Here is a 19,713-nt window from a genome sequence, read left to right as displayed (position 1 = left end):
CTAAAAAGGTCTATCTATGGAAGTGGCGTTAGTTAATCACACAGTCAATCAGGGAGTATTGAGTATTGCTAGACGTCAGCGTGTCTTAGACCGAGTTTTTAAATACTCCACCCAATTCTTTGCGCTCACCGTATTACTTGCATTACTTGGGATTATTGCTTCTTTAATTTTCAACGCAGCTCCTGCACTCAGTAAATTTGGTTTCGGATTCTTCACCACGGTAGAGTGGGACATTATTAATGGCGAGTTTGGTGGCTTGATTGCCATCTACGGAACCATGATGACCTCGCTGATTGCCCTGGTAATCGCAGTCCCCTTAAGCTTTGGAATCGCAGTCTTTTTAACCGAGATCTGTCCCACTGTCCTTAGACGTCCACTCGGAACGGCAATTGAGATCTTGGCTGCAGTGCCGTCCATTATTTACGGCATGTTCGGTCTGTTCATATTCGCCCCCCTATTTGCGGATTACATACAGCCAGCCCTTGCTGCAACATTGGGGCAAATCCCTGGGCTAGGTATTTTATTCTCTGGTGCATTTAATGGAATTGGCATTCTGTGTGCCGGCTTAATCTTGGCGATGATGGTTCTACCATTTATTGCTTCGGTCATGCGTGACGTATTTGAAATCGTTCCCCCGGTATTAAAAGAGTCTGCCTATGGCATTGGTTGTACTACCTGGGAGGTGGTTAAGAACGTTGTTTTGCCTTATACCAAGACCGGTGTCATTGGGGGCATTATGTTGGGCCTGGGGCGCGCCCTAGGGGAGACCATGGCCGTTACCTTTGTGATTGGTAATGCCCATAAGATTTCTGCATCATTGTTTGCACCTGGTAACTCGATTGCATCGACCTTAGCGAATGAGTTCGGCGAGGCGGAAGTTGGTTTGCATTACTCCTCATTGTTTGCCTTAGGTTTGGCATTATTTGTGATCACTTTCATCGTCTTATCGCTCGCAAAGATCATGTTGATGCGGATGGAAGCCAATCAAGGAGTAAAAACCTAATGAGCGCGCGCGATCCATCCTTATTTGCTAAACGAAAGCAGGCCAACGCCCTGGGCCTGACCTTTTCTATGATTGCTATGTCAATTGGTATGCTGTTTCTTTTCTGGATTTTGGCTATTTTGTTGTGGAAGGGTTTTGCTGCAATTAGTCCATCCTTATTCCTGGCCAGCACCCCAGCGCCTGGATCTGAAGGGGGCGGTTTGGCTAACCCAATTGTGGGTAGCTTAATGATAGTTTTTTTCTGTGCCTTCATCAGTACTCCGATCGGAATCTTGGCGGGTATTTATCTATCAGAGTATGGCCAAAATAATAAATTTTCAGAAGTGACGCGTTTTGTAACCGATATTATGTTGTCGGCTCCATCCATTGTGATCGGTCTCTTTGTCTATGCCATCATCGTCTACCAAGTAAAGCACTTTTCAGGATGGGCTGGAACCGTAGCGCTTTCCTTAATTGCAATCCCAGTCGTCGTACGTACCACTGAAAATATGCTGAAGTTGGTACCAACCACGCTGCGAGAGGCTGCTTTTGCGCTTGGGGCACCAAAATGGAAGGTGTCACTGAGCGTTGTTTTGAGAGCTGCGAAAAGTGGCGTAATCACCGGCGTATTGCTAGCAATTGCACGGGTGAGTGGCGAAACCGCGCCACTCCTCTTTACTGCTCTGAATAACCAGTTCTTCTCCACCAATATGAATGCCCCGATGGCTAATTTGCCGGTGGTGATCTTCCAGTTTGCCATGAGTCCCTATGACAATTGGGTCAATCTGGCCTGGGGTGGCGCACTCTTAATTACGTTTGCGGTTCTTGGTTTAAATATTTTGGCTCGCGTAGTATTACGTGAAAAGGTAAAAGTATGACAATGATGAAAACGATGTTCCATGCGGATATTAATCAGACGGTTGAACAGCACTCGGCAGAACAGGTGGCAATTGCCCTAAAGATTAAGGATCTAAACTTTTTCTATGGTAGTTTTCAGGGGCTCAAAAATATTAACTTAGATATTTTGGAGCGGAAGGTCACCGCCTTTATTGGCCCATCGGGCTGCGGTAAATCAACTTTATTACGAACCTTAAATCGGATGTATGACCTATACCCTGGTCAACGTGCTGAAGGTGAGATCACCTTCTATGGCGAGAACATTTTGGAGAAGGGTAAGGATGTCAATTTACTCCGCTCACGGATTGGGATGGTATTTCAAAAACCGACACCATTTCCAATGTCAATTTATGAGAATATTGCCTTTGGCGTTCGCCTTTATGAGCGCCTATCCAAGGCAGAGACGGATGAGCGGGTTGAGTGGGCATTGAATAAAGCCGCCTTGTGGAATGAGGTCAAAGACAAGCTTAATCAAAGTGGTTTATCGCTCTCCGGTGGTCAACAGCAACGGCTATGTATTGCTCGTGGCGTGGCCGTTAAGCCATCGGTTTTGTTATTGGATGAGCCAACCTCGGCTCTAGACCCAATTTCAACGGCTAAGGTGGAGGAGCTAATTAATGAGCTCAAAAAGGATTACACGATTGCGATTGTGACTCATAATATGCAACAAGCTGCGCGTGTTTCTGATTTCACCGCCTATATGTATTTGGGTGAACTGATTGAATACGGCAAAACCGATGAGATATTTATTAAACCAAAACGAAAAGAAACTGAAGATTACATTACTGGACGTTTTGGTTAGTGAGGAGAAGCAATGAACGATCGCCACCTATCATCCCAATTTGACGAGGACTTAAATTCCTTATGTAGCAAGCTGCTTAAAATGGGCGGCTTAGTAGAGTCTCAGGTCGAGGTCGCCATGCGCGGGTTTTCTGAAACTAATATTGATTTATGTAATCAGGTCATTGAGCGGGAGAAATCAATCAATACCTTAGAAGTCGAAATTGATTCTGCATGCACTGAACTAATTGCACGTCGCCAACCGACAGCGCGTGACTTGCGTTTAGTGATGGCGATTTCTAAGGCGATTACTAATCTTGAGCGAGCCGGCGATGAAGCAGAAATTGTTGCAAAGCGTGCCAAGCGAGTGATTGAGCAAGCCCCTAATTACAAAATTAATGCTGCTGAAATAAAGCTCTCTGGGCAAATGGCCATTGATCTATTGCGCCGCTCTCTGGATTGTTTTGCACGCCTTGATGCAGCATCTGCAGCTAAAGTCGTTGAGGATGATCGACAAATTGATGAAGAATTTAGGGGTTTTGTGCGTAAGCTGATTACGTATATGGCAGAAGACCCAAAGATGATCTCAACCGGCCTTGATCTTTTATCGATTGCAAAGGCGATAGAACGGATTGGTGATCACTCAAAAAATATTGCAGAGTTTGTGATTTATATCGTTAAGGGCGCTGATGTTCGTCATGTTCCGCATGACGACCTCGTCCGCGAAGCTACCAAATAGCCCATGTTGCATCGCATTCTGGTTATTGAAGACGAACCTTCGATTGCAGAACTCATTGCGATTAATTTAACGCACGCAGGATTTACTGTGGAGCGTGCTCTGCAGTCTGAGGAGGGACTTCAAAAAATAAAGTCCCAAAAGCCTGATTTGTTGATCCTTGATTGGATGATGCCCGGTAAGTCGGGAGTGCAATTTACCAAGGAACTGCGCTCAAGCCCTGAGACGCAAAATATTCCCATTCTGATGCTTACTGCGAAGGGTGCCGAGGCCGACAAGATCCAGGGTTTGGATTCTGGGGCGGATGATTATGTCACGAAGCCGTTTTCCCCTAAAGAGTTAATTGCTCGAGTAAAGGCACTGCTAAGGCGTAATAAGGTCTTGGGGATGAGTGATGATGTATTGAAACTTGGCCCTATTCACTTAGATCCAGTCACTCATCGCATTTCCGTAACCCATCCTGGAGAAGAAGAGCAAGCCATTAATTTGGGCCCAACGGAATTTCGTCTCTTACAGTTTTTTATGGGCAATCCAGAGCGTGTTCATACTCGTACTCAGCTGCTAGATCGAGTTTGGGGTGACCAAGTTTATATCGAGGAGCGGACCGTCGATGTTCATATTAAGCGCTTACGCGCTGCTCTTTCGGCAGCTAATTGCGACCAATACATCGAGACCGTGCGTGGTAGCGGTTACCGAATCACTAAAACCCCAGGTTAAGCAACTTGCTTAAATTTTGAGCATCTCTGCAAGATGCTCTAAGATGTCCTCATGTTTTCTGGATTTCTGCGCCTTATCCCAATCCTTATGCTCGCTGGAGTTGCTGGCTTGATTTGTGAGTCATTTGTGGGTGATGAGCTTGGTTGGCTTCTTGCGGTATTTATTATCGTTCTTTGTCTTTTCATCGCTTACGTCAATCAATCTCGTCTAGATGCCTTTGTGAAGGGCGCAGGGATTTCTCATTTGTCTGGATTTGGTGGCGCCTGGGCTGATATCTTCTTCAAACTCCAACGCATCATTACCAGCTTACGTAAAGACATCGAGCAGGTAGAGCGCCAACATAAACGCTTTATTGAGGCCTTTCAGGCATCCCCTAATGGCATTGTGATGCTCGATGATCAAGATCAAATCGAGTGGTGCAATGCGATTGCGGAACGCTTTTTGGGGATTGAGCTCAAACGTGATGTGTTACAACGCATTCATTACATCGTCCGCAAGCCTGAGTTTGTGCAATACATTACTGAGCGCAATTATGAAGAGCCGATTGTGTTGGAGAAGATGAGTAGCTCGAACCCGATTCTTCGTTTGCAAGCCTTCCCATTCTCTGAGAACCGGCGCTTAGTCTTGATTCAGGATATAACGGATTTAAGTAAGGCTGAGGCCATGCGACGTGACTTCGTGGCGAACGTGTCGCACGAGATGCGCACACCATTGACCGTCATGATGGGATTTTTGGAGACGGTTCAGACCTTGGATCTTCCCCCAGAGCAAAAAGCCCAATACCTTGAGATGATGATGGATCAGGGTAAGCGTATGAAAAACCTCGTTGAGGATCTCTTAACCCTGGCAAACCTCGAGGCCAATACGCAGCCAGCCCCTCTTAATAGCGTTTCCATGAGCTATCTGATGTCTCTCATTAAAAATGATGCTTATGCCTTATCGCAAGGTAAACACGCGCTCAACATGAATCTCAATACATCTTGTAATTTATTGGGTGAGGAACGTGAAGTTTTATCAGCCTTTAGTAATTTGGTGTCCAATGCGATCCGGTATACCCCCGAGGTTGGATCGGTCACGGTCTCATGGGGTATTAATGCCGCAGGCGAGGGCGAGTTCTCGGTCACTGATACTGGGCCGGGTATTTCATCGGAGCACATCCCGCGCTTAACGGAGCGTTTTTATCGGGTTGATCGAAGTCGCTCGCGTGAGACCGGTGGCACTGGCTTAGGATTGGCAATTGTGAAGCATGTGGCTAATCGCCATCAAGCCCAGTTATTGATTGAGAGTACGCTTGGCAAGGGCAGTACCTTTACTCTGCGCTTTCCCCCCGAACGAATTTCTTAAGTAGTTCGAGTTGACCCACGATCGGGGTTTGGTTGATGCGTGGTTTACTCTTGACATAACTACCATCTGCCTTCATGAGCCATGCTGAGGCATTGTCTTTGAGCAAAATCATCAAGCCTTCGTTAATCACCCGTTGCTTTAGTTTGGGATCCTTGACGGGGAAGGCGACCTCGACGCGGCGTAGGAGATTGCGCTCCATCCAATCTGCACTCGACAGATAGACCTGCTCAGAGCCACCATGGTAGAAGTAATAAATCCGATGATGCTCTAAGAAGCGACCCACGATCGAGCGTACCTTAATGTTCTCGGACAGGCCATTGACCCCGGGGCGTAGGGCGCAGACACCGCGTACAATCAAATCAATCTTCACTCCAGCTTGCGAGGCTTTATAGAGCTCCTCGATGATGGTTTTCTCTAAAAGCGCATTCATCTTGCCAATGATGCGCGCTTTCTTGCCTTGCTTCGCAGCCTTCGTCTCAGCGCGGATGTGATGTACGAGTTGCTCAAGCATTGTGAAGGGTGCTTCCCATAGCTCTCGGGTCTCGAGTTGCATGCCAGTCCCTGTGAGTTGCTGAAAAACCTGATGCACATCCTTAGTGATAAGCGGATCGCAGGTCATCAAACCAAAATCAGTGTAGATCTTGGCGGTACGAGGGTGGTAGTTACCGGTTCCTAGGTGTGCATAGCGCACCAGCGATGTCTTACCTGACTTATGGATTTTCTCTTTGCGAACGATCAGCAACAGTTTGGCATGGCATTTATGGCCGACCACCCCATACACCACGTGCGCGCCTACTTCCTCTAAGCGGGCTGCCCAATTGATATTGGTTTGCTCATCAAAACGGGCAAGAAGCTCAAGAACTACTGTGACCTCTTTACCATTTTGGGCTGCCTCAATCAGCGCCTCCATCACTGGTGATTTATCGCCAGTTCGGTATACCGTTTGCTTAATCGCCATTACGTCAGGGTCTCGACTGGCTTCGCGTAACAGGTCTAAGACAGGCTCAAAGCTCTCATAAGGATGATGCAAGAGTAGATCAGACTGTTTTATGCGCTCAAAGAATGAGATCACGCCACTACCTGAGCCGAGTTTGAATGGCATGGCAGGGATATGAGGCTTAAAGACCAGTTTGGGTTGATCGACCAAGTCAGGGAGTTGCGCAAGGCGGACTAAATTGACCGGGCCATTAACCCGATAGCAATCGCGCATGTCGAGATTGTTCTCTTTACATAGGCGTTGTAACAACGTTTCTGGAATATTGATGTTTGCTTCAAGTCGCACGGCATCGCCTAAATGGCGGGTGGGCAACTCACCTTGTAAGGCTTGGCGTAAGTCGGTGATCTCGTCATCGGATACAAAGAGATCGGAATTGCGCGTGACCCGAAATTGGTAACAGCCTAGGACGCTCATCCCTGGGAACAGTTGACCCACAAAGGCCTGAATAAACGATGATAAAAAGACAAATGCTTCTTGATGACCCGCAAGGCGCCTAGGCATTTTGACCAGGCGAGGAAGTGAACGCGGCGCCTGCACCACAGCGAGATTCGCTTTGCGCCCAAATGCATCCTTACCCTCGAGCTGAACAATAAAGTTCAGACTCTTATTGATGACGCGTGGAAAAGGATGAACGGGATCGAGGGCGATGGGGGTAAGAAGGGGAAAGAGCTCTTCTTTAAAGAAGTCTTCGGCCCAAACGCGTTGTTCGTGATTCCAGTGCTCAGGCAGTAAGAATTGAATATTGACTTTATAAAGTTGAGGAAGCAAAACTTGCTGATACAGGTGGTATTGGCGATCAACGAGCGCATGCGCGTGTTGAGAGACTAACTCATAGTTCTCAGCAATCGTACGACCGTCAGCACCCACTTTTAAGGGGTTGTCGATGAGTTGCTCTTTGATGCCCGACATCCGGATCTCAAAGAACTCATCGAGATTACTTGAAACAATACTGAGAAACCGAATACGCTCGAGGAGGGGGATCTTCGGATCTTCAGCTTGCGCCAGTACCCTTGAATTAAACTCCAGAATACCGATTTCACGGTTGAGTAATAAAAGTGACATATCTCTTTATATTTCACAAATGTGTCACTTTTATTTCATACGATAATAGTCTTTGATCCTAATAAATTCTAAATACCGTGTCTAAGACCAGCACCTCCAATAAGCCCGGACTAGACCTAGTGGCCGCTGTGGACCTTGGCTCCAATAGCTTTCGACTGCTCATCTGCCAGGCCTACATTACCCCCTCCGGGATGCAGTTGCGCACCATTGATACCCTGCGTGAACCGGTCCGCTTGGCGGCAGGCTTAACCCCTGGTAAGGTCCTGGATGATGAGGCAATGGAGCGGGGCTTAGGCGCCATTCGACGCTTTGGGGAGCGCTTGCGGGGCTTTAGACCCAAACAGGTGAGAGCCGTTGCCACCAATACCTTACGGGTAGCACGCAATGCGCAAAAGTTTGTGCAAGAGGCTCAGGTTGCCTTGGGATTTCCGATTGAGGTGATTGCGGGAGTTGAAGAGGCCCGCTTGATTTACATCGGCACCTCGCATGAGGCTCCCGCTGTTTCTGGTAACCGCTTGGTCATCGATGTAGGTGGTGGCTCGAGCGAGTTCATCATCGGTAAGGGCTATGAGCCAAAGCTCTTGGAGAGTCTATATATTGGCTGCGTATCGCACAGCATCCGTTTTTTCCCGAACGGCACGATCGATCCCCACGCATTCAAAGAGGCAGAGCTAGCGGCGCGCCGAGAAGTGCAAGTAATTAAGGGCCGATTTAGTAAATCGGGCTGGAATCAGGTGATTGGTTCATCGGGAACGGCACGCGCTTTAGCTGACTTGATTGCAGACAACAAACTCAATGGTTCTGGGGAGAAGTCAACCCTTGACCCCTTAGACAATAGTGGTGCGGGGGTGATTACCTTGCAGGGTCTCAAGGGGTTGAAGAAGCGCCTTTTGGACTTTGATCACATCGATCGCGTCAATCTGATTAACCTTAAGGATGATCGTCGTCCCGTATTACCCGGAGGACTATCGATTATGCTCGCCATCTTTGATGAGTTAGGCATTGAGCGCATGGAGGTCAGCGATGCAGCCCTCCGAGTGGGCGTGCTCTATGATCTATTGGGTCGTACGCAACATGACGATATGCGTTTCGTAACCGTTGAGCAGTTTATGCAACGTTATGCAGTTGATCGTGAGCAGGCGCATCGCTTAGGAATGCTGGCCGCGGATTTCTTGGCCCAATTACCAAAGCCACATCATGAGAGCCGCACCGATAATCTTGCCTTACTTGGCTGGTCAGCAAACCTGCATGAGGTGGGATTATCGATCTCGCATAACGGCTATCACAAGCACTCGGCTTATATCGCAGCAAATGCCGATATGCCAGGGTTCTCCAAGAATGATCAAGCCCGATTGGCAGCGCTGCTTCTGGGGCATACGGGCAAACTGGGCAAACTCTCAAACAATGCTAACTTCACCGACTGGCGCATGTTGTTCTGCATCCGTCTAGCGCATGTCTTGTGCCGCTCACGCATGGATGAGCACTTGCCTAAGGTGAAGGTGAAGAATCCCAACAGTGAGACCTTTGAGGTCTTGCTTGATCGACAGTGGGCAAGTGCCCACCCCTTAACCGAGTTCAGCCTGCGTAAAGAAGCCGCAGAGTGGGAACGAATTGGGTACCGCTATACCCTAAAGTTAATCGACTAGTCCGCTTTTTCTAGAAAATGCTTCGCGTAGCGCGGATTCATTTCGGAGAGGCGCAACATCGTGAGCAGGTCAGCGGTGTTGAAGTCGGGATCCCAAGCGGGTGCGCTACAAATCTTAGCTCCGAGTTTCAGGTAGCCCTTGATGAGTGGTGGTGCTTCAACATGAAGACCGCCATTGAGACGATCTAAGGGGAGAGGTAGCTTCGGGAACGCATGATTCTCAACCGGTGCCATTTGCTCTGGCCCGAGCGAGTTATAGAGACTCGCTGCATAGTGACCACCATCAGCCATCGGAATACTGGCGCAACCTAGCATGATCTCATATTGATGCTGTTTCATATACTGGCCAAGACCACTCCATAGTGCCATGATCACTGCGCCCGAGCGATAGTCTTCATGCACACACGAGCGACCTACTTCGACCATTTTGGGGCGTAAGTGATTAATGCGGGAGAGATCAAATTCGGAGTCCGAGTAAAGGCGACCGATTTGACTGGCTTTATGGGGTGGCAGGACCCGGTAGGTACCAATGACACGCAAGGTCTCAGGGTCACGAATGAGCAAGTGATCGCAATAGGCATCAAACTCGTCGATATCAAGACCTTCTTCATTGGCTGGTAAATGAGCACCCATCTCTTCAGCAAATACTTTGTAACGCAGGCGCTGCGCTTCTTTGATCTCTTCGTCATTGATGGCCCATGAAATCTTGAATGGGGCACGCTTGGCTTTGCCTAAAAGCTGTGGAACATTTTCTAATCCAGTCTTGGATGAGGGCGTCTCAGATTTGGGATCGATCCCTGAGGTCTCAGCCTTTTTGCCAAAGAATTTTTTGAGGGGATTCAATTTATCCGCCCAGGGTTTTGTAGAAATTGATGCGTTCGCATGACGTTTTGTTGTAATGAATAAGTTGTCCAGGGGCGAAAAGGGATTTGGGATATCAGGCATCGCAGTTCCTTAGTTGATAGCCTGATCCTATAGGGCATATATTACAGGAATAAGGCATGGGTAACAAAATCATAAATAATTGATTTTATTAAATAAATTCTTGATAAAGGACGGCAGCCCAGATCACAAAGGCGATTAATAGGGCTAACATCACGGCGGCCGAGCCAAAATCCTTGGCCCGTTTAGAGAGGTCGTGGTGTTCAAAAGAGATCCGGTCAATAGCGGCTTCTACGCTCGAGTTGAGTAGTTCAATGACCAGCACCATGATTAAGGAGCAGATCATGAGTGCCCTCTCAAATAGACCCACTGGTAAGAGAATGGCAATTGGACTTAAGACAAGTAATAAAACCAACTCCTGCCGAAAGGCACTCTCCTCTTTAAATGCAAAGATCAAACCATGCCAGGAGTTCTTAGCGGCATGGATTGCCCGGGTGAGACCGCGATTCCCCTTATGGGGATTTTGTTTAATGTCGTACGGCTGGCTCATCAAGCAGGAACCGTTTGCGTGCTCACATGCACACGAACCGGCTTTAAATGATTGGCAAATTGCTCACTTGCGGCCTTCCATGAGAACTTCTCGGCATGAGCACGCGCTACCTCACGCGGAATGCGCAGCGCCTCCATGCATGCAGTCTTTAAATCCTCATGCATGACCCCAGCTTTGGAGTCACCCAGTACATCAATCGGACCCGTCACAGGGTAAGCAGCCACAGGGAGACCACACGCCATGGCTTCAAGCAAAACGAGACCAAAGGTATCAGTCTTGCTTGGGAACACAAACACATCAGCGGCAGCATAGACCTCGGCCAATTGATATTGATTGAGAACGCCAAGGTAGTTCACTAAGGGGTATTTCTCCTTAATTTCTTTTAAGGCTGGACCGTCACCGACCACCCACTTTGATCCAGGCAGATCAATCTCCAAAAAGGCATTGATATTCTTTTCAACTGCAACCCGACCTACGTATAAAAAGATGGGATGGGCAGAGTTCAATACTTTGGAGGGTTGGGTTTTAAAGATCTCAAGGTCAACACCGCGTGACCAGATCACGACATTGTCAAAACCATATTTCTCGAGATCGTCTTTGACCACTTGGGTGGGCGCCATCACTGCCATCGATGGACCATGAAACCATTTCAGGAAGCGATAGGTCCACGCCAGTGGAATGCGGGTGCGTGCATAGACGTATTCCGGAAAACGGGTATGGTAAGCGGTTGAAAATGGTAAGTTGTAGCGCAGTGCGTAGGAGCGTGCCGCCAACCCAAGTGGCCCCTCGGTCGCAATGTGAATCGCATCGGGCGAGAACGCCTTCATCCGCTTGGCGACACCTTTACCAGGCAGGATCGACAAGGAGATGTCTGGATAAGTAGGGCAGGGGATGGTCTTAAATTCAGCAGGAGTAATCATTTCTACCTGATGCCCCATCTTCTGCAGCTCATACGTAGTTTGCTTGAGGGTTCTTACAACGCCATTGACTTGGGGTTCCCAAGCGTCAGTCACGATCATGATTCTCATGTAATGGTCTCCATTGAATGGGTAATAGTGGATTGCGCCATCAACCCAGGTGATGACACGCGGCTTGGAAAAGAAATCGATAAGCTCATTTGTTCAACCGTTACTTCCTCGATGACGGGTTTGTCGTCCAAGATGCGAGGCCAATGCACAATCTTGAGCTCGCCCTCGTGGGTTTCAACTAAGGCGGTCAAGCTCTCGACCCAATCGCCATCATTGCAATAGAGGAGGTTATCGATCATACGGATCTCGGCTTTGTGGATATGCCCACAGACCACGCCTTGGCAGCCCCGTAATCGTGCCTCACGCGCCATGATCATTTCAAAGTCAGCGATGTAACTCACTGCATTCTTCACCTGGTGCTTTAAGTATTGAGAGAGTGACCAATACTGCATGCCCATCCGAACGCGTAGCAGATTGAGGTAGCGATTGAAGTACAGGATCAGGGAGTAGAGGTTGTCACCCACATAGGCCAGCCACTTGGCGTATTGCATCACGCCATCAAATAAATCGCCATGGGTAATCCAGAGTTTGCGACCATCAGCCGTTGTATGAATGGCTTCGGGTACCACTTTGATTTCTCCAAAGGAGAGACCTAAGAACTGACGAATCGATTCATCATGATTGCCGGGCACATACACAACCTCAGTACCTTTGCGAGCTTTACGTAAGATCTTTTGGACCACATCGTTATGGGACTGTGGCCAGTAGATACTTTTCTTTAAGCGCCAACCATCAATGATGTCACCCACTAAATAAAGGGTGTCGGATTCGTTATGCTTTAAGAAATCGAGGAGGAATTTAGCCTGGCATCCAGGTGTCCCGAGATGCACGTCTGAGATCCAAATGGCTCTATAGTGCTCCATGGACCTCTACGATGCCACCGCATCATGAAATCATCATGACACTTTAGTGTCAGTTTGATGACAAGCGCCAATACATCCCCTTTATCATCTGAACTATGGCAGACTCCTCCCGACTCTTATTCTGGCCCGCCTTGCACATCATTTTTCATGTGATCAAAGGCGCGTTGATCCTGATCGTGATCTTTCCCTTTGCGCAAGAATCGACTAAAAAACGCCATATTCAATCTTGGTCGAAGCAACTGCTTAGCATCTTTGGTCTCAAACTCAAGGTCATCCATTCCGAGTATTTACCCAAGAGCGGAGGCTATCTCATTGCAGCTAACCACATTTCGTGGATTGATATTGCCAGCATTCATTCCTTCTTGCCTTGCCGCTTTGTGGCCAAGTCAGAAGTCGCTGGCTGGCCCGTGTTTGGATGGATGGCCAGACAAACTGGAACCCTCTTTATTCGTCGAGACAACAAACGGCACGGCAAAGAGATTGCCAAACAACTGGAAGATCTACTCCCCAAAGAGCCGATTTGTATCTTCCCAGAAGGGACCTCAACGGCAGGGGATCGGGTTTTGCCGTTCAAGACCAATCTTTTTGAGTCAGCCGCCCAAACCCAGGTGCAAACCTTCCCAATGGCCATTCGGTATCGCAATGCGCATCAGGAATATAGCGATGCGACGGCCTTTATTGGCGATATGACCCTGATTGATTCCATTGCGAAGATACTCAGGGCCAAAGCCATTACCGTCGAGTTGATTTTTGCTCCAAGTCCAGCAACCGATCTGGATCGCAAGGATCTCGCGCTGTATTGCGAGACCCAAGTGCGATCCATGATTGAGGCTTCTAGAAGTTAGCTCGAACGCCCACCATCAAGCTGCGGCCCGGTTGGGGTGCGTATAAACGAACCGCCATCGGCGTAGTGGCATACCGAATATCGTCATTCAGAATATTCTTGAGCATCATATAGCCCGTCCAACTCACCTTATTGATCTTCTCGGTATAGGACAAACCGGCATTTAAGAGGTTATAGCTTGGCGTGGGCCCAACTTCCCAAGTGGCTAAACGATTTTGCTGAAAGCTATAGGTGTAACTGGCGTTTGCCAACCAACCATTCTTCTGATGCGCCACCTGCACACCAATCCGAGGAGCAGGTTGCAAGGGCAAATTACCACCCGCATCAAAGGTTCCCTGTGAGGCATCGGCAAACAAGCGTGCACCACTACCTACATTGCCCCAGTTATAGGTCAGTTCACCCTCAGCCCCCTTGATGGTAGCAGCGGCTTGTTGGGCTTGAACAACAGAGAAATCTTCGGCATTGGTAGCGGTTTGCCCAGTGTAGTAACCATAAATGTAATTACTAAATTTGTTGAGATAAACATTGACCTTACCGCGAACCTTACCGATGGTTTTCTGGATATTGACCTCTAAATTATGCGAGGTCTCTTTACTTAAATTTGAGTTACCCACTGCAAACGTTGCAGTTGACTCATGAACACCATAGGAGTAGAGCTCCTGGGCACTTGGTGCGCGCTGTGAAACCGTATACGACAACCCTGTGCCATACCCATTAGTAAAGTTCCATAAACCACCTGCAGAATACGAAATTAAATTGAAATTACGATTTTGCAATCCTGGTGCAGAAGGAGCAACGCCGCTATTCACAGTCAGTGGTTCAAACTCGGTGGATTGGTTTGGGTTTTGACCAACTAGGTCATACCGCAAACCCAAGTTCCCCTGTAGGACGCCCCAACGTCCTTCCTCAATCCAGAAGAGTGCATTCGAGTTGGTCTTAGTGGATGGCAAGATGGCGTAACTACCAGTTGCAATATCAGTCGCCTCTACCGAGGAGCTTGTTACCTGTGCGCCAAATGTCCCTTTCCAACCCATCACCGCTTTGTGGGCCAACTCAAGTCTTGCCTCATTAGCAATATTTTTCCAGAGTGCAGCTGGACTGTATGCACCATTCAAGATAGAAAACTCCGTATGGTTGTAATTACTATTAGCGGCGCTGAACTTAATCGAAGAGAACCCTGCAAATGGATCGCGAGTTTGATGCTGGAAGTCATATCTATTTTGAGATTGGGCAATCATGCCACCTTCAGGCGTCGGAATACCGTAGTTATTGTTCATTCGCTCTACGGAAATCCCGGTATATCCAGATTTGCCAATGTAGGAAGCGCCAACCCCCAAGTTATTTTGGTTGTTAAAGGAGTTGGGTAGTTTGCCCGTATAGTTCTCAAAAGGACCGCCTGGCGGAACTCCCCAGACCTGGTTTGGGCCGCCCTGCGTTGAGTTGCCAGGAATTCGGTAGTTTTGGTTATTGTTGATTGCTGTATCAACATGGATTGCGATTGACTCAAAGGAGGTATCCACATGCCCCGAAGCAGCGCGACCATTGCTGACAGAGTCATAGCTCGTATTTGCTGAGCCTGTTGCCTCGCCAGGTAAGGTCGTCAGAATTCGGTCGTTGACGATATTCACCAACCCACCGCTGGAGCCTGACCCGTAGAGTAGGGCGGCAGCTCCTCGCAGGATCTCAATCTGTCGGGCGTTTACTACGGGGCTGGCTACTGCATGGTCGGCTGAGATTGACGAGACATCGCCGACCGATAGACCGTTCTGAAGAATCTGCACCCGCGCTCCCTCAAGACCGCGCATGACCGGGCGCGATGCACCAAGACCGTAACCCGTTTGCGATACACCAAGTTCATTTCCAATCGTGGCACCTAAGGTGGTGCCCAACTTATCTTGCAGCTCATTCCCTTGCAAGATTTTGGTGGGCGTTAAGATGCCTGTTGCTGATTCCGCTGATCCACTGACATCAATTTGTAAGGCTGGATTTTCATGCGCTACCGACCAACTAACAGCAGCTAATAGTTTTACTAAAAGATAACTCTTGATTAAATCAATCTGCTTCATGACCTCAACACCTCTAAATAACCCTTCGTCTTTAACGAGGGATTAATACACTCGGATTGGCTTGTGAAAGCCAATCACCCAAAGAAAATTACAGGGTATTGAGCGGAGGTGCCCGTGATTGATAGGGCTCGTGAGTGCGAGATGCACTAACTTGAGTGACAAAGCCAAAAACGAATTGGCTAAAACCGTTTGGAACAACATACTGAATTGGACTACTGGTAATGAGACCCGCGAGGGTGATTGCATCAAAAAGTTGGCACTCGACCGAGCTTTCTTCATGACCTAGAAATGCAAAGAGTGAATGATTATGCTTCTCGCAACTGGTGCGGGCTTCATGGGTTACCGAGGGTTTAAATTCTTGATGTTCTATCTGGTGAGCCAACCCAAGCCATTGAGTGGTTAAGAGGCTTAGCATTACCAAGCCAAGCATCACCCAGCGCTTGATGGGCGCGGTCTCTTGGCGAGCGAGGTGAGGGCGTAATAAGGAAGGCATATCATTAATATTACCTGAGCTGTCAAGCCCCCCTTAACGTAGGAGGGCGCTTAGAGCCCAGTCAGGCTATAATGGAGATCTGTCGGAGTGTAGCGCAGCCTGGTAGCGCACCTGCTTTGGGAGCAGGGGGTCCAAGGTTCGAATCCTTGTACTCCGACCACTTTTCTCTTGTTACTCTCTTAACTCCGTCAAAAACGCCAAGTTACGCCAACCTCGGTACGGTCAGACGCGATGCTTTTGCTAGTCCAGGCATTATTGGGCGTTGTACTACTTTGCAAATAGGACAAACCAATATCCACATTCCTATTGACCGAGAATATCGCTGCGACCATTCCATAGTCATTGACCGCAGCGGCATTTGGGGAGGTATCAATTGAGCTGCCAATGTCTAAGGCAAGCTTGAGCCACGAGTTCACAATCCAAACAGGTGCAATGGAGCCTGATACTAAATTAATTTGATACGGGCTGTATGTGCCGCTGATGGGATAGTTGGTGTTGTAGGGATTACGGGCGTAACTAATATTGGTATGCACCTGAATGCGATCCCAATAGTAGGAGATGATGTAATTGAACTCATAGTTGGTCTTTGCGAGACCCAAGCCTTGCACCTGTTGCGAGGTGCTGGCTGGTAGGGTAATCGCTGGCTTAATGGCCATTCCAAGACCGGTCTGACCATCGCCCCAGAAGCGCCATTTGAACGAGACAATATTGTTTGAGAACGGCGAGTACGATCCCCGCGGGGTTGCGTAATACGTTGTTGAGAATGCAATCTCGGTCGTATCGGAAACACCATGGGTGTAGGTAAATGGGAAGGCCTTGGCATTACCAAGCCCCCGGAACTCTTCGCCAGGCGTGGCGACGCTGCCAGGGTTACCTGGCGCATTGTTGTGCAGAACATAAAAGTATTGTTCGATCTGGTTAACGCTTTTGCCAATCGTGCCCGCATCATCGGTATTCAAAGGCTCAAATGCATAGACTGGTCTTGGCAATCCAGTCAAGACCAGAATCAGCAAAGCATATTGAATGAACCAGGACAAACGCATGAACCACACCCAAAAGCTCTAGTTTACAGAGCCAGATGTCAATTTAATGACCTAAGAGATCTTACGTAGACGCAGAATCAATAATGCAACTAAACCTGCCAACATCACATAGAACGAGATCTGAACTGCTCCTTTGCTATGCGCATACATGATGCTGGAGTAAGCTAAGTAAGCACACGAGGCGCAGAAGATCAGTGGTGTGATGGGGTAGAGGGGAACGCTAAAAGGGCGCGGGGAGCGATCCTTAAACCGCAATACAAATAAACCAATACCAACCAGCAGTAAAAAGGTCCAAAAGACCGGGGCAGTAAATTCCACCATGGCTTCAAAGCCATCGCTTTGTAAGGCACCAAAGCCAACCAAGGCCAGACTGATGACACCCTGAACCAGATACGCAAATGTGGGGGTGCCGCGAGAGGATTCCCATTTACCCATTTTGCTAAGACCGTCCCAGTCCTCACCCATTGCGTAGTTGGTGCGGGCTCCCACAATCATGGTGGCATTAATACTTGTAAGTGCGGCAACCGCTACAAATAAACCTAGTAATTTTTCACCGACAGGGCCAAAGACTAGGCCCAACAAATCCGCAGGCGCCGCCTTACTACTGGCTAGTGCTTTGAGACCCAGACCATTGATGAGGGCAATATTAACTAGTAGATAAATGATGGTGATGACCACCATGCTAATCACAATCACGCTCACGATCGTTTTGCTGGTTCCCTTGAGTTCGGCTGAGATGTAAGCGGATTCATTCCAACCACCAAAGGTCAGTAAGACAAAGACCATTCCCAGGCCAAGCATGCCCAGTTGTGGGGTATTGCTAAACAACGGTGGGTTATTAACTGGGGGAGGGGCGTTTCCGAATAAACCAAAGCCAGCAATGATGATGGCCACTAAACCAGCAACCTCTAAAACAGTCAGTACTGTTTGCACATTCGCTGATGCATGAATACCAATCAAATTAATGACTGTCAAGGCAATCACAATCAAGCATGCCCAATAGAGCGAAGAGTAGACCCCAAGAGGTAACACCTTGGTCATGTAGTCACCAAACACAAAGGCTAGCAATGCAATCGAGCCAGTATTGATGACCATCGCCTTAGCCCAACCATATAAAAAGGAGACATTCTTGCCATACGCACGTGTCAAGAAATGATAATCACCGCCTGCGTGGGGATAGAGGGTGGCAAGCTCAGCATAGCAAAGGGCGCCCATCAAAGAGATGAGTGCCCCAGCGATCCAAATGGTAATGGACCAACCAACGTCACCGGTGATGCCAGCCACCATCGATGGGGTTTTGAAGATGCCGGCACCAATGACGATGCCGACAATAATGGCAACAGCCCCAAGGGGGCTGAGTAAACGAAGAGGTGAGGCGCTAGGGTTAGCGCCTTGAGAACTTCCCATCTACAAAGACTTAGCGACGCTTGCCGGTTACTTCCGTAAACGTCGTACTACCTTTGTCTTCACCCTTTAACTGGGAGCCATTGACAGTAACTTTCACTGAATGCAAGTTGTTCTTACGATCAAGATAGCCAAAACTCAGTTTGTCGCCCTCAAGGGTTGGATTAAGGATCGGTTGTGATTTGCCACTGATGGTGAGGTTGCCACCAATGCGTTGGTAACGTTGCGACAAACTGAGAGTGCCTTTGCCATTTACATCAACACCGTCGAGTTGCCACTCACCAGCTACATTGGCAGGAACGACCCAGTAATATCCCTTTGAGCCCACATCAATTTCTTTATCGGCTTCCCAATCACCCATTGTGAATGCGTGTGAGACCACCCGAGTACCAGGTTTCATGGCCAAGATCGTGGGGCGCAGACGCAAATTAAGGTCAGGTAACAGATAGAGCGTAACCACCGTTGCTTTACTAAAGTCTTCTTTGAAGATATCGCCATTAATGATCTTGACACGATCACCAACACCAGCACGATTAGCATTGCGTTGAGCAAAGGCTGCCATATCGGGATTGAACTCAATACCCACAGCACGGGCACCGAATTCTTTAGCTGCAGCAATTGCGATCTTGCCGTCACCAGCACCGAGGTCATAGACCAAATCATTGGGCCCCACCTTGGCAGTCTTGAGCATTTGAATAACCAGCTCATTACCAGTTGGCATCCAAATCACATCCTTGCCTTCTTGACCCAGACGTGGTTGATACTTGTCATCGCCCACATCGGCGGGAAACTGAGCAAATGAAGAAATGGACAGGCTTAAACCAATCAATAGAAGCCAAGATTTGAGGAATTTCATGAAATCTCCAACGCAGTTTTGTTATCAAAAGTCCATTTATAACAGGAGTTTAATAAATTAACCAAAAGGTCCCAAGGCAGGGGATAGTCCATTAAAATTAGCTATCCCAACTGCCCATAGCTCAGCTGGATAGAGCAACGGCCTTCTAAGCCGTAGGTCGCAGGTTCGACTCCTGCTGGGCAGGCCAAATCTGGATGGAAATTTTTACTGGATCCATTGAATCGATTGTGGGAGAGATTGGTCACCCATGAGACCGATGGCGGTGGGGCTGTAGAACCGGGTGGGATCCGTGTGGTTATTGGCATCTACTGGTGGATCATGGAATTTGTCGGGAAACCCGACATCAGAAGCGATCAATCACATGCGACCTTGCGAAATCCTTTGATTTGGTATTAAATGAAGTTGTCTGACGGTAGGTTAATCCCTAGCATTTCATCTTGATGTCACTTAGTGATCACTAGTGTGTGTAATTTATTACTCATATCTGTTTGGTTATAAACACGGCGTTCACGCTAAGCATGTCA

General features: G+C 48.3%; 18 protein-coding genes and 2 tRNA genes. 10 read left to right on the top strand and 10 right to left on the bottom strand.

The features are described 5' to 3' along the window. Positions 1-16 precede the first annotated feature (16 nt). The 6 genes from pstC to phoR are packed head-to-tail and all read left to right on the top strand — an operon-like array spanning position 17 to position 5,456. The gene (gene pstC / locus QUE61_RS06285; RefSeq protein ID WP_286306411.1) at positions 17-1,003 is read left to right on the top strand and encodes a phosphate ABC transporter permease subunit PstC; all 987 of its coding nucleotides are present in this window, start codon (positions 17-19) and stop codon (positions 1,001-1,003) included. After that, positions 1,003-1,860 (top strand): phosphate ABC transporter permease PstA, encoded by an 858-nt coding sequence (pstA, locus tag QUE61_RS06280; RefSeq protein ID WP_286306410.1) that lies wholly within the window; start codon positions 1,003-1,005, stop codon positions 1,858-1,860. The genes pstC and pstA overlap by 1 nt, the downstream gene beginning before the upstream one ends. 5 nt (positions 1,861-1,865) lie before the next feature. Beyond that, positions 1,866-2,681 (top strand): phosphate ABC transporter ATP-binding protein PstB, encoded by an 816-nt coding sequence (pstB, locus tag QUE61_RS06275; RefSeq protein WP_458574733.1) that lies wholly within the window; start codon positions 1,866-1,868, stop codon positions 2,679-2,681. A gap of 12 nt (positions 2,682-2,693) precedes the next feature. Continuing rightward, positions 2,694-3,398: a phosphate signaling complex protein PhoU gene (phoU, locus tag QUE61_RS06270; RefSeq protein ID WP_286306409.1), complete on the top strand. Its 705-nt coding sequence runs from the start codon at positions 2,694-2,696 to the stop codon at positions 3,396-3,398. 3 nt (positions 3,399-3,401) lie between these two features. Then, a complete protein-coding gene (gene phoB / locus QUE61_RS06265; protein ID WP_286306408.1) occupies positions 3,402-4,112 on the top strand; it encodes a phosphate regulon transcriptional regulator PhoB in 711 nt (236 codons plus the stop codon). Positions 4,113-4,163: 51 nt separating this feature from the next. Continuing rightward, entirely contained in the window at positions 4,164-5,456 is a 1,293-nt protein-coding gene (phoR, locus tag QUE61_RS06260; protein WP_286306407.1) for a phosphate regulon sensor histidine kinase PhoR, read from the top strand. Here phoR and ppk1 read toward each other — a convergent pair. Then, positions 5,422-7,515, bottom strand: a complete 2,094-nt coding sequence (ppk1, locus tag QUE61_RS06255; RefSeq protein WP_286306406.1) for a polyphosphate kinase 1 — start codon at positions 7,513-7,515, stop codon at positions 5,422-5,424. The genes phoR and ppk1 overlap by 35 nt on opposite strands. 77 nt (positions 7,516-7,592) lie before the next feature. On the opposite strand from ppk1, the gene QUE61_RS06250 reads away from it, so the two are divergent. After that, positions 7,593-9,161, top strand: coding sequence for a Ppx/GppA phosphatase family protein (locus tag QUE61_RS06250; protein WP_286306405.1), 1,569 nt, complete (start codon positions 7,593-7,595; stop codon positions 9,159-9,161). Here the strand turns inward: QUE61_RS06250 and QUE61_RS06245 are convergent. From QUE61_RS06245 to QUE61_RS06230, 4 genes are all read right to left on the bottom strand, one after another. Then, positions 9,158-10,105 carry a GNAT family N-acetyltransferase gene (locus QUE61_RS06245; RefSeq protein ID WP_286306404.1) on the bottom strand — a complete coding sequence of 316 codons (948 nt, stop codon included), beginning with the start codon at positions 10,103-10,105 and terminating at the stop codon, positions 9,158-9,160. The two genes, QUE61_RS06250 and QUE61_RS06245, sit on opposite strands and share 4 nt — an antisense overlap. Before the next feature lie 88 nt (positions 10,106-10,193). Further along, on the bottom strand, positions 10,194-10,592 hold the full coding sequence (locus QUE61_RS06240; RefSeq protein WP_286306403.1) for a diacylglycerol kinase: 399 nt from the start codon (positions 10,590-10,592) through the stop codon (positions 10,194-10,196). Beyond that, positions 10,592-11,620 carry a glycosyltransferase family 4 protein gene (locus tag QUE61_RS06235; protein ID WP_286306402.1) on the bottom strand — a complete coding sequence of 343 codons (1,029 nt, stop codon included), beginning with the start codon at positions 11,618-11,620 and terminating at the stop codon, positions 10,592-10,594. The genes QUE61_RS06240 and QUE61_RS06235 overlap by 1 nt, the downstream gene beginning before the upstream one ends. Then, entirely contained in the window at positions 11,617-12,483 is an 867-nt protein-coding gene (locus QUE61_RS06230) for a UDP-2,3-diacylglucosamine diphosphatase (protein WP_215368957.1), read from the bottom strand. Before QUE61_RS06230 ends, QUE61_RS06235 begins: the two co-directional genes overlap by 4 nt. A 95-nt stretch (positions 12,484-12,578) precedes the next feature. Between QUE61_RS06230 and QUE61_RS06225 the strand changes: the two genes are divergently transcribed. Then, positions 12,579-13,328, top strand: coding sequence for a lysophospholipid acyltransferase family protein (locus QUE61_RS06225; protein WP_286306401.1), 750 nt, complete (start codon positions 12,579-12,581; stop codon positions 13,326-13,328). Here the strand turns inward: QUE61_RS06225 and QUE61_RS06220 are convergent. Beyond that, positions 13,318-15,393 carry a TonB-dependent receptor gene (locus tag QUE61_RS06220; protein WP_286306400.1) on the bottom strand — a complete coding sequence of 692 codons (2,076 nt, stop codon included), beginning with the start codon at positions 15,391-15,393 and terminating at the stop codon, positions 13,318-13,320. The genes QUE61_RS06225 and QUE61_RS06220 overlap by 11 nt on opposite strands. 88 nt (positions 15,394-15,481) lie before the next feature. Beyond that, positions 15,482-15,886 carry a hypothetical protein gene (locus QUE61_RS06215; protein WP_286306399.1) on the bottom strand — a complete coding sequence of 135 codons (405 nt, stop codon included), beginning with the start codon at positions 15,884-15,886 and terminating at the stop codon, positions 15,482-15,484. 83 nt (positions 15,887-15,969) lie between these two features. Between QUE61_RS06215 and QUE61_RS06210 the strand changes: the two genes are divergently transcribed. After that, a tRNA-Pro gene (locus tag QUE61_RS06210) sits at positions 15,970-16,046 on the top strand. A gap of 28 nt (positions 16,047-16,074) precedes the next feature. Here QUE61_RS06210 and QUE61_RS06205 read toward each other — a convergent pair. The 3 genes from QUE61_RS06205 to QUE61_RS06195 are packed head-to-tail and all read right to left on the bottom strand — an operon-like array spanning position 16,075 to position 19,189. Beyond that, positions 16,075-16,929 carry a hypothetical protein gene (locus tag QUE61_RS06205; RefSeq protein ID WP_286306398.1) on the bottom strand — a complete coding sequence of 285 codons (855 nt, stop codon included), beginning with the start codon at positions 16,927-16,929 and terminating at the stop codon, positions 16,075-16,077. Positions 16,930-16,980: 51 nt separating this feature from the next. Further along, positions 16,981-18,336: an APC family permease gene (locus tag QUE61_RS06200; protein WP_286306397.1), complete on the bottom strand. Its 1,356-nt coding sequence runs from the start codon at positions 18,334-18,336 to the stop codon at positions 16,981-16,983. A gap of 10 nt (positions 18,337-18,346) precedes the next feature. Then, positions 18,347-19,189, bottom strand: coding sequence for a methyltransferase domain-containing protein (locus QUE61_RS06195; protein WP_286306396.1), 843 nt, complete (start codon positions 19,187-19,189; stop codon positions 18,347-18,349). A gap of 110 nt (positions 19,190-19,299) precedes the next feature. Between QUE61_RS06195 and QUE61_RS06190 the strand changes: the two genes are divergently transcribed. Continuing rightward, a tRNA-Arg gene (locus QUE61_RS06190) sits at positions 19,300-19,376 on the top strand. The last annotated feature ends 337 nt before the right edge of the window (positions 19,377-19,713 follow it).

This window comes from Polynucleobacter sp. HIN5 (assembly GCF_030297555.1).
GTDB lineage: Bacteria > Pseudomonadota > Gammaproteobacteria > Burkholderiales > Burkholderiaceae > Polynucleobacter.
The sequence above is the reverse complement of the archived record's forward strand: the minus strand, read 5'-3'. Positions and strand labels throughout refer to the sequence as shown.

Excerpts from the sequence above, each read along its gene's own strand:
- pstC (WP_286306411.1), top strand. The coding sequence starts at position 17 with ATGGAAGTGGCGTTAGTTAATCACACAGTCAATCAGGGAGTATTGAGT.
- pstA (WP_286306410.1), top strand. The coding sequence starts at position 1,003 with ATGAGCGCGCGCGATCCATCCTTATTTGCTAAACGAAAGCAGGCCAAC.
- pstB (WP_458574733.1), top strand. The coding sequence starts at position 1,866 with ATGAAAACGATGTTCCATGCGGATATTAATCAGACGGTTGAACAGCAC.
- phoU (WP_286306409.1), top strand. The coding sequence starts at position 2,694 with ATGAACGATCGCCACCTATCATCCCAATTTGACGAGGACTTAAATTCC.
- phoB (WP_286306408.1), top strand. The coding sequence starts at position 3,402 with ATGTTGCATCGCATTCTGGTTATTGAAGACGAACCTTCGATTGCAGAA.
- phoR (WP_286306407.1), top strand. The coding sequence starts at position 4,164 with ATGTTTTCTGGATTTCTGCGCCTTATCCCAATCCTTATGCTCGCTGGA.
- ppk1 (WP_286306406.1), bottom strand. The coding sequence starts at position 7,515 with ATGTCACTTTTATTACTCAACCGTGAAATCGGTATTCTGGAGTTTAAT.
- QUE61_RS06245 (WP_286306404.1), bottom strand. The coding sequence starts at position 10,105 with ATGCCTGATATCCCAAATCCCTTTTCGCCCCTGGACAACTTATTCATT.
- QUE61_RS06240 (WP_286306403.1), bottom strand. The coding sequence starts at position 10,592 with ATGAGCCAGCCGTACGACATTAAACAAAATCCCCATAAGGGGAATCGC.
- QUE61_RS06235 (WP_286306402.1), bottom strand. The coding sequence starts at position 11,620 with ATGAGAATCATGATCGTGACTGACGCTTGGGAACCCCAAGTCAATGGC.
- QUE61_RS06230 (WP_215368957.1), bottom strand. The coding sequence starts at position 12,483 with ATGGAGCACTATAGAGCCATTTGGATCTCAGACGTGCATCTCGGGACA.
- QUE61_RS06225 (WP_286306401.1), top strand. The coding sequence starts at position 12,579 with ATGGCAGACTCCTCCCGACTCTTATTCTGGCCCGCCTTGCACATCATT.
- QUE61_RS06220 (WP_286306400.1), bottom strand. The coding sequence starts at position 15,393 with ATGAAGCAGATTGATTTAATCAAGAGTTATCTTTTAGTAAAACTATTA.
- QUE61_RS06215 (WP_286306399.1), bottom strand. The coding sequence starts at position 15,886 with ATGCCTTCCTTATTACGCCCTCACCTCGCTCGCCAAGAGACCGCGCCC.
- QUE61_RS06205 (WP_286306398.1), bottom strand. The coding sequence starts at position 16,929 with ATGCGTTTGTCCTGGTTCATTCAATATGCTTTGCTGATTCTGGTCTTG.
- QUE61_RS06200 (WP_286306397.1), bottom strand. The coding sequence starts at position 18,336 with ATGGGAAGTTCTCAAGGCGCTAACCCTAGCGCCTCACCTCTTCGTTTA.
- QUE61_RS06195 (WP_286306396.1), bottom strand. The coding sequence starts at position 19,189 with ATGAAATTCCTCAAATCTTGGCTTCTATTGATTGGTTTAAGCCTGTCC.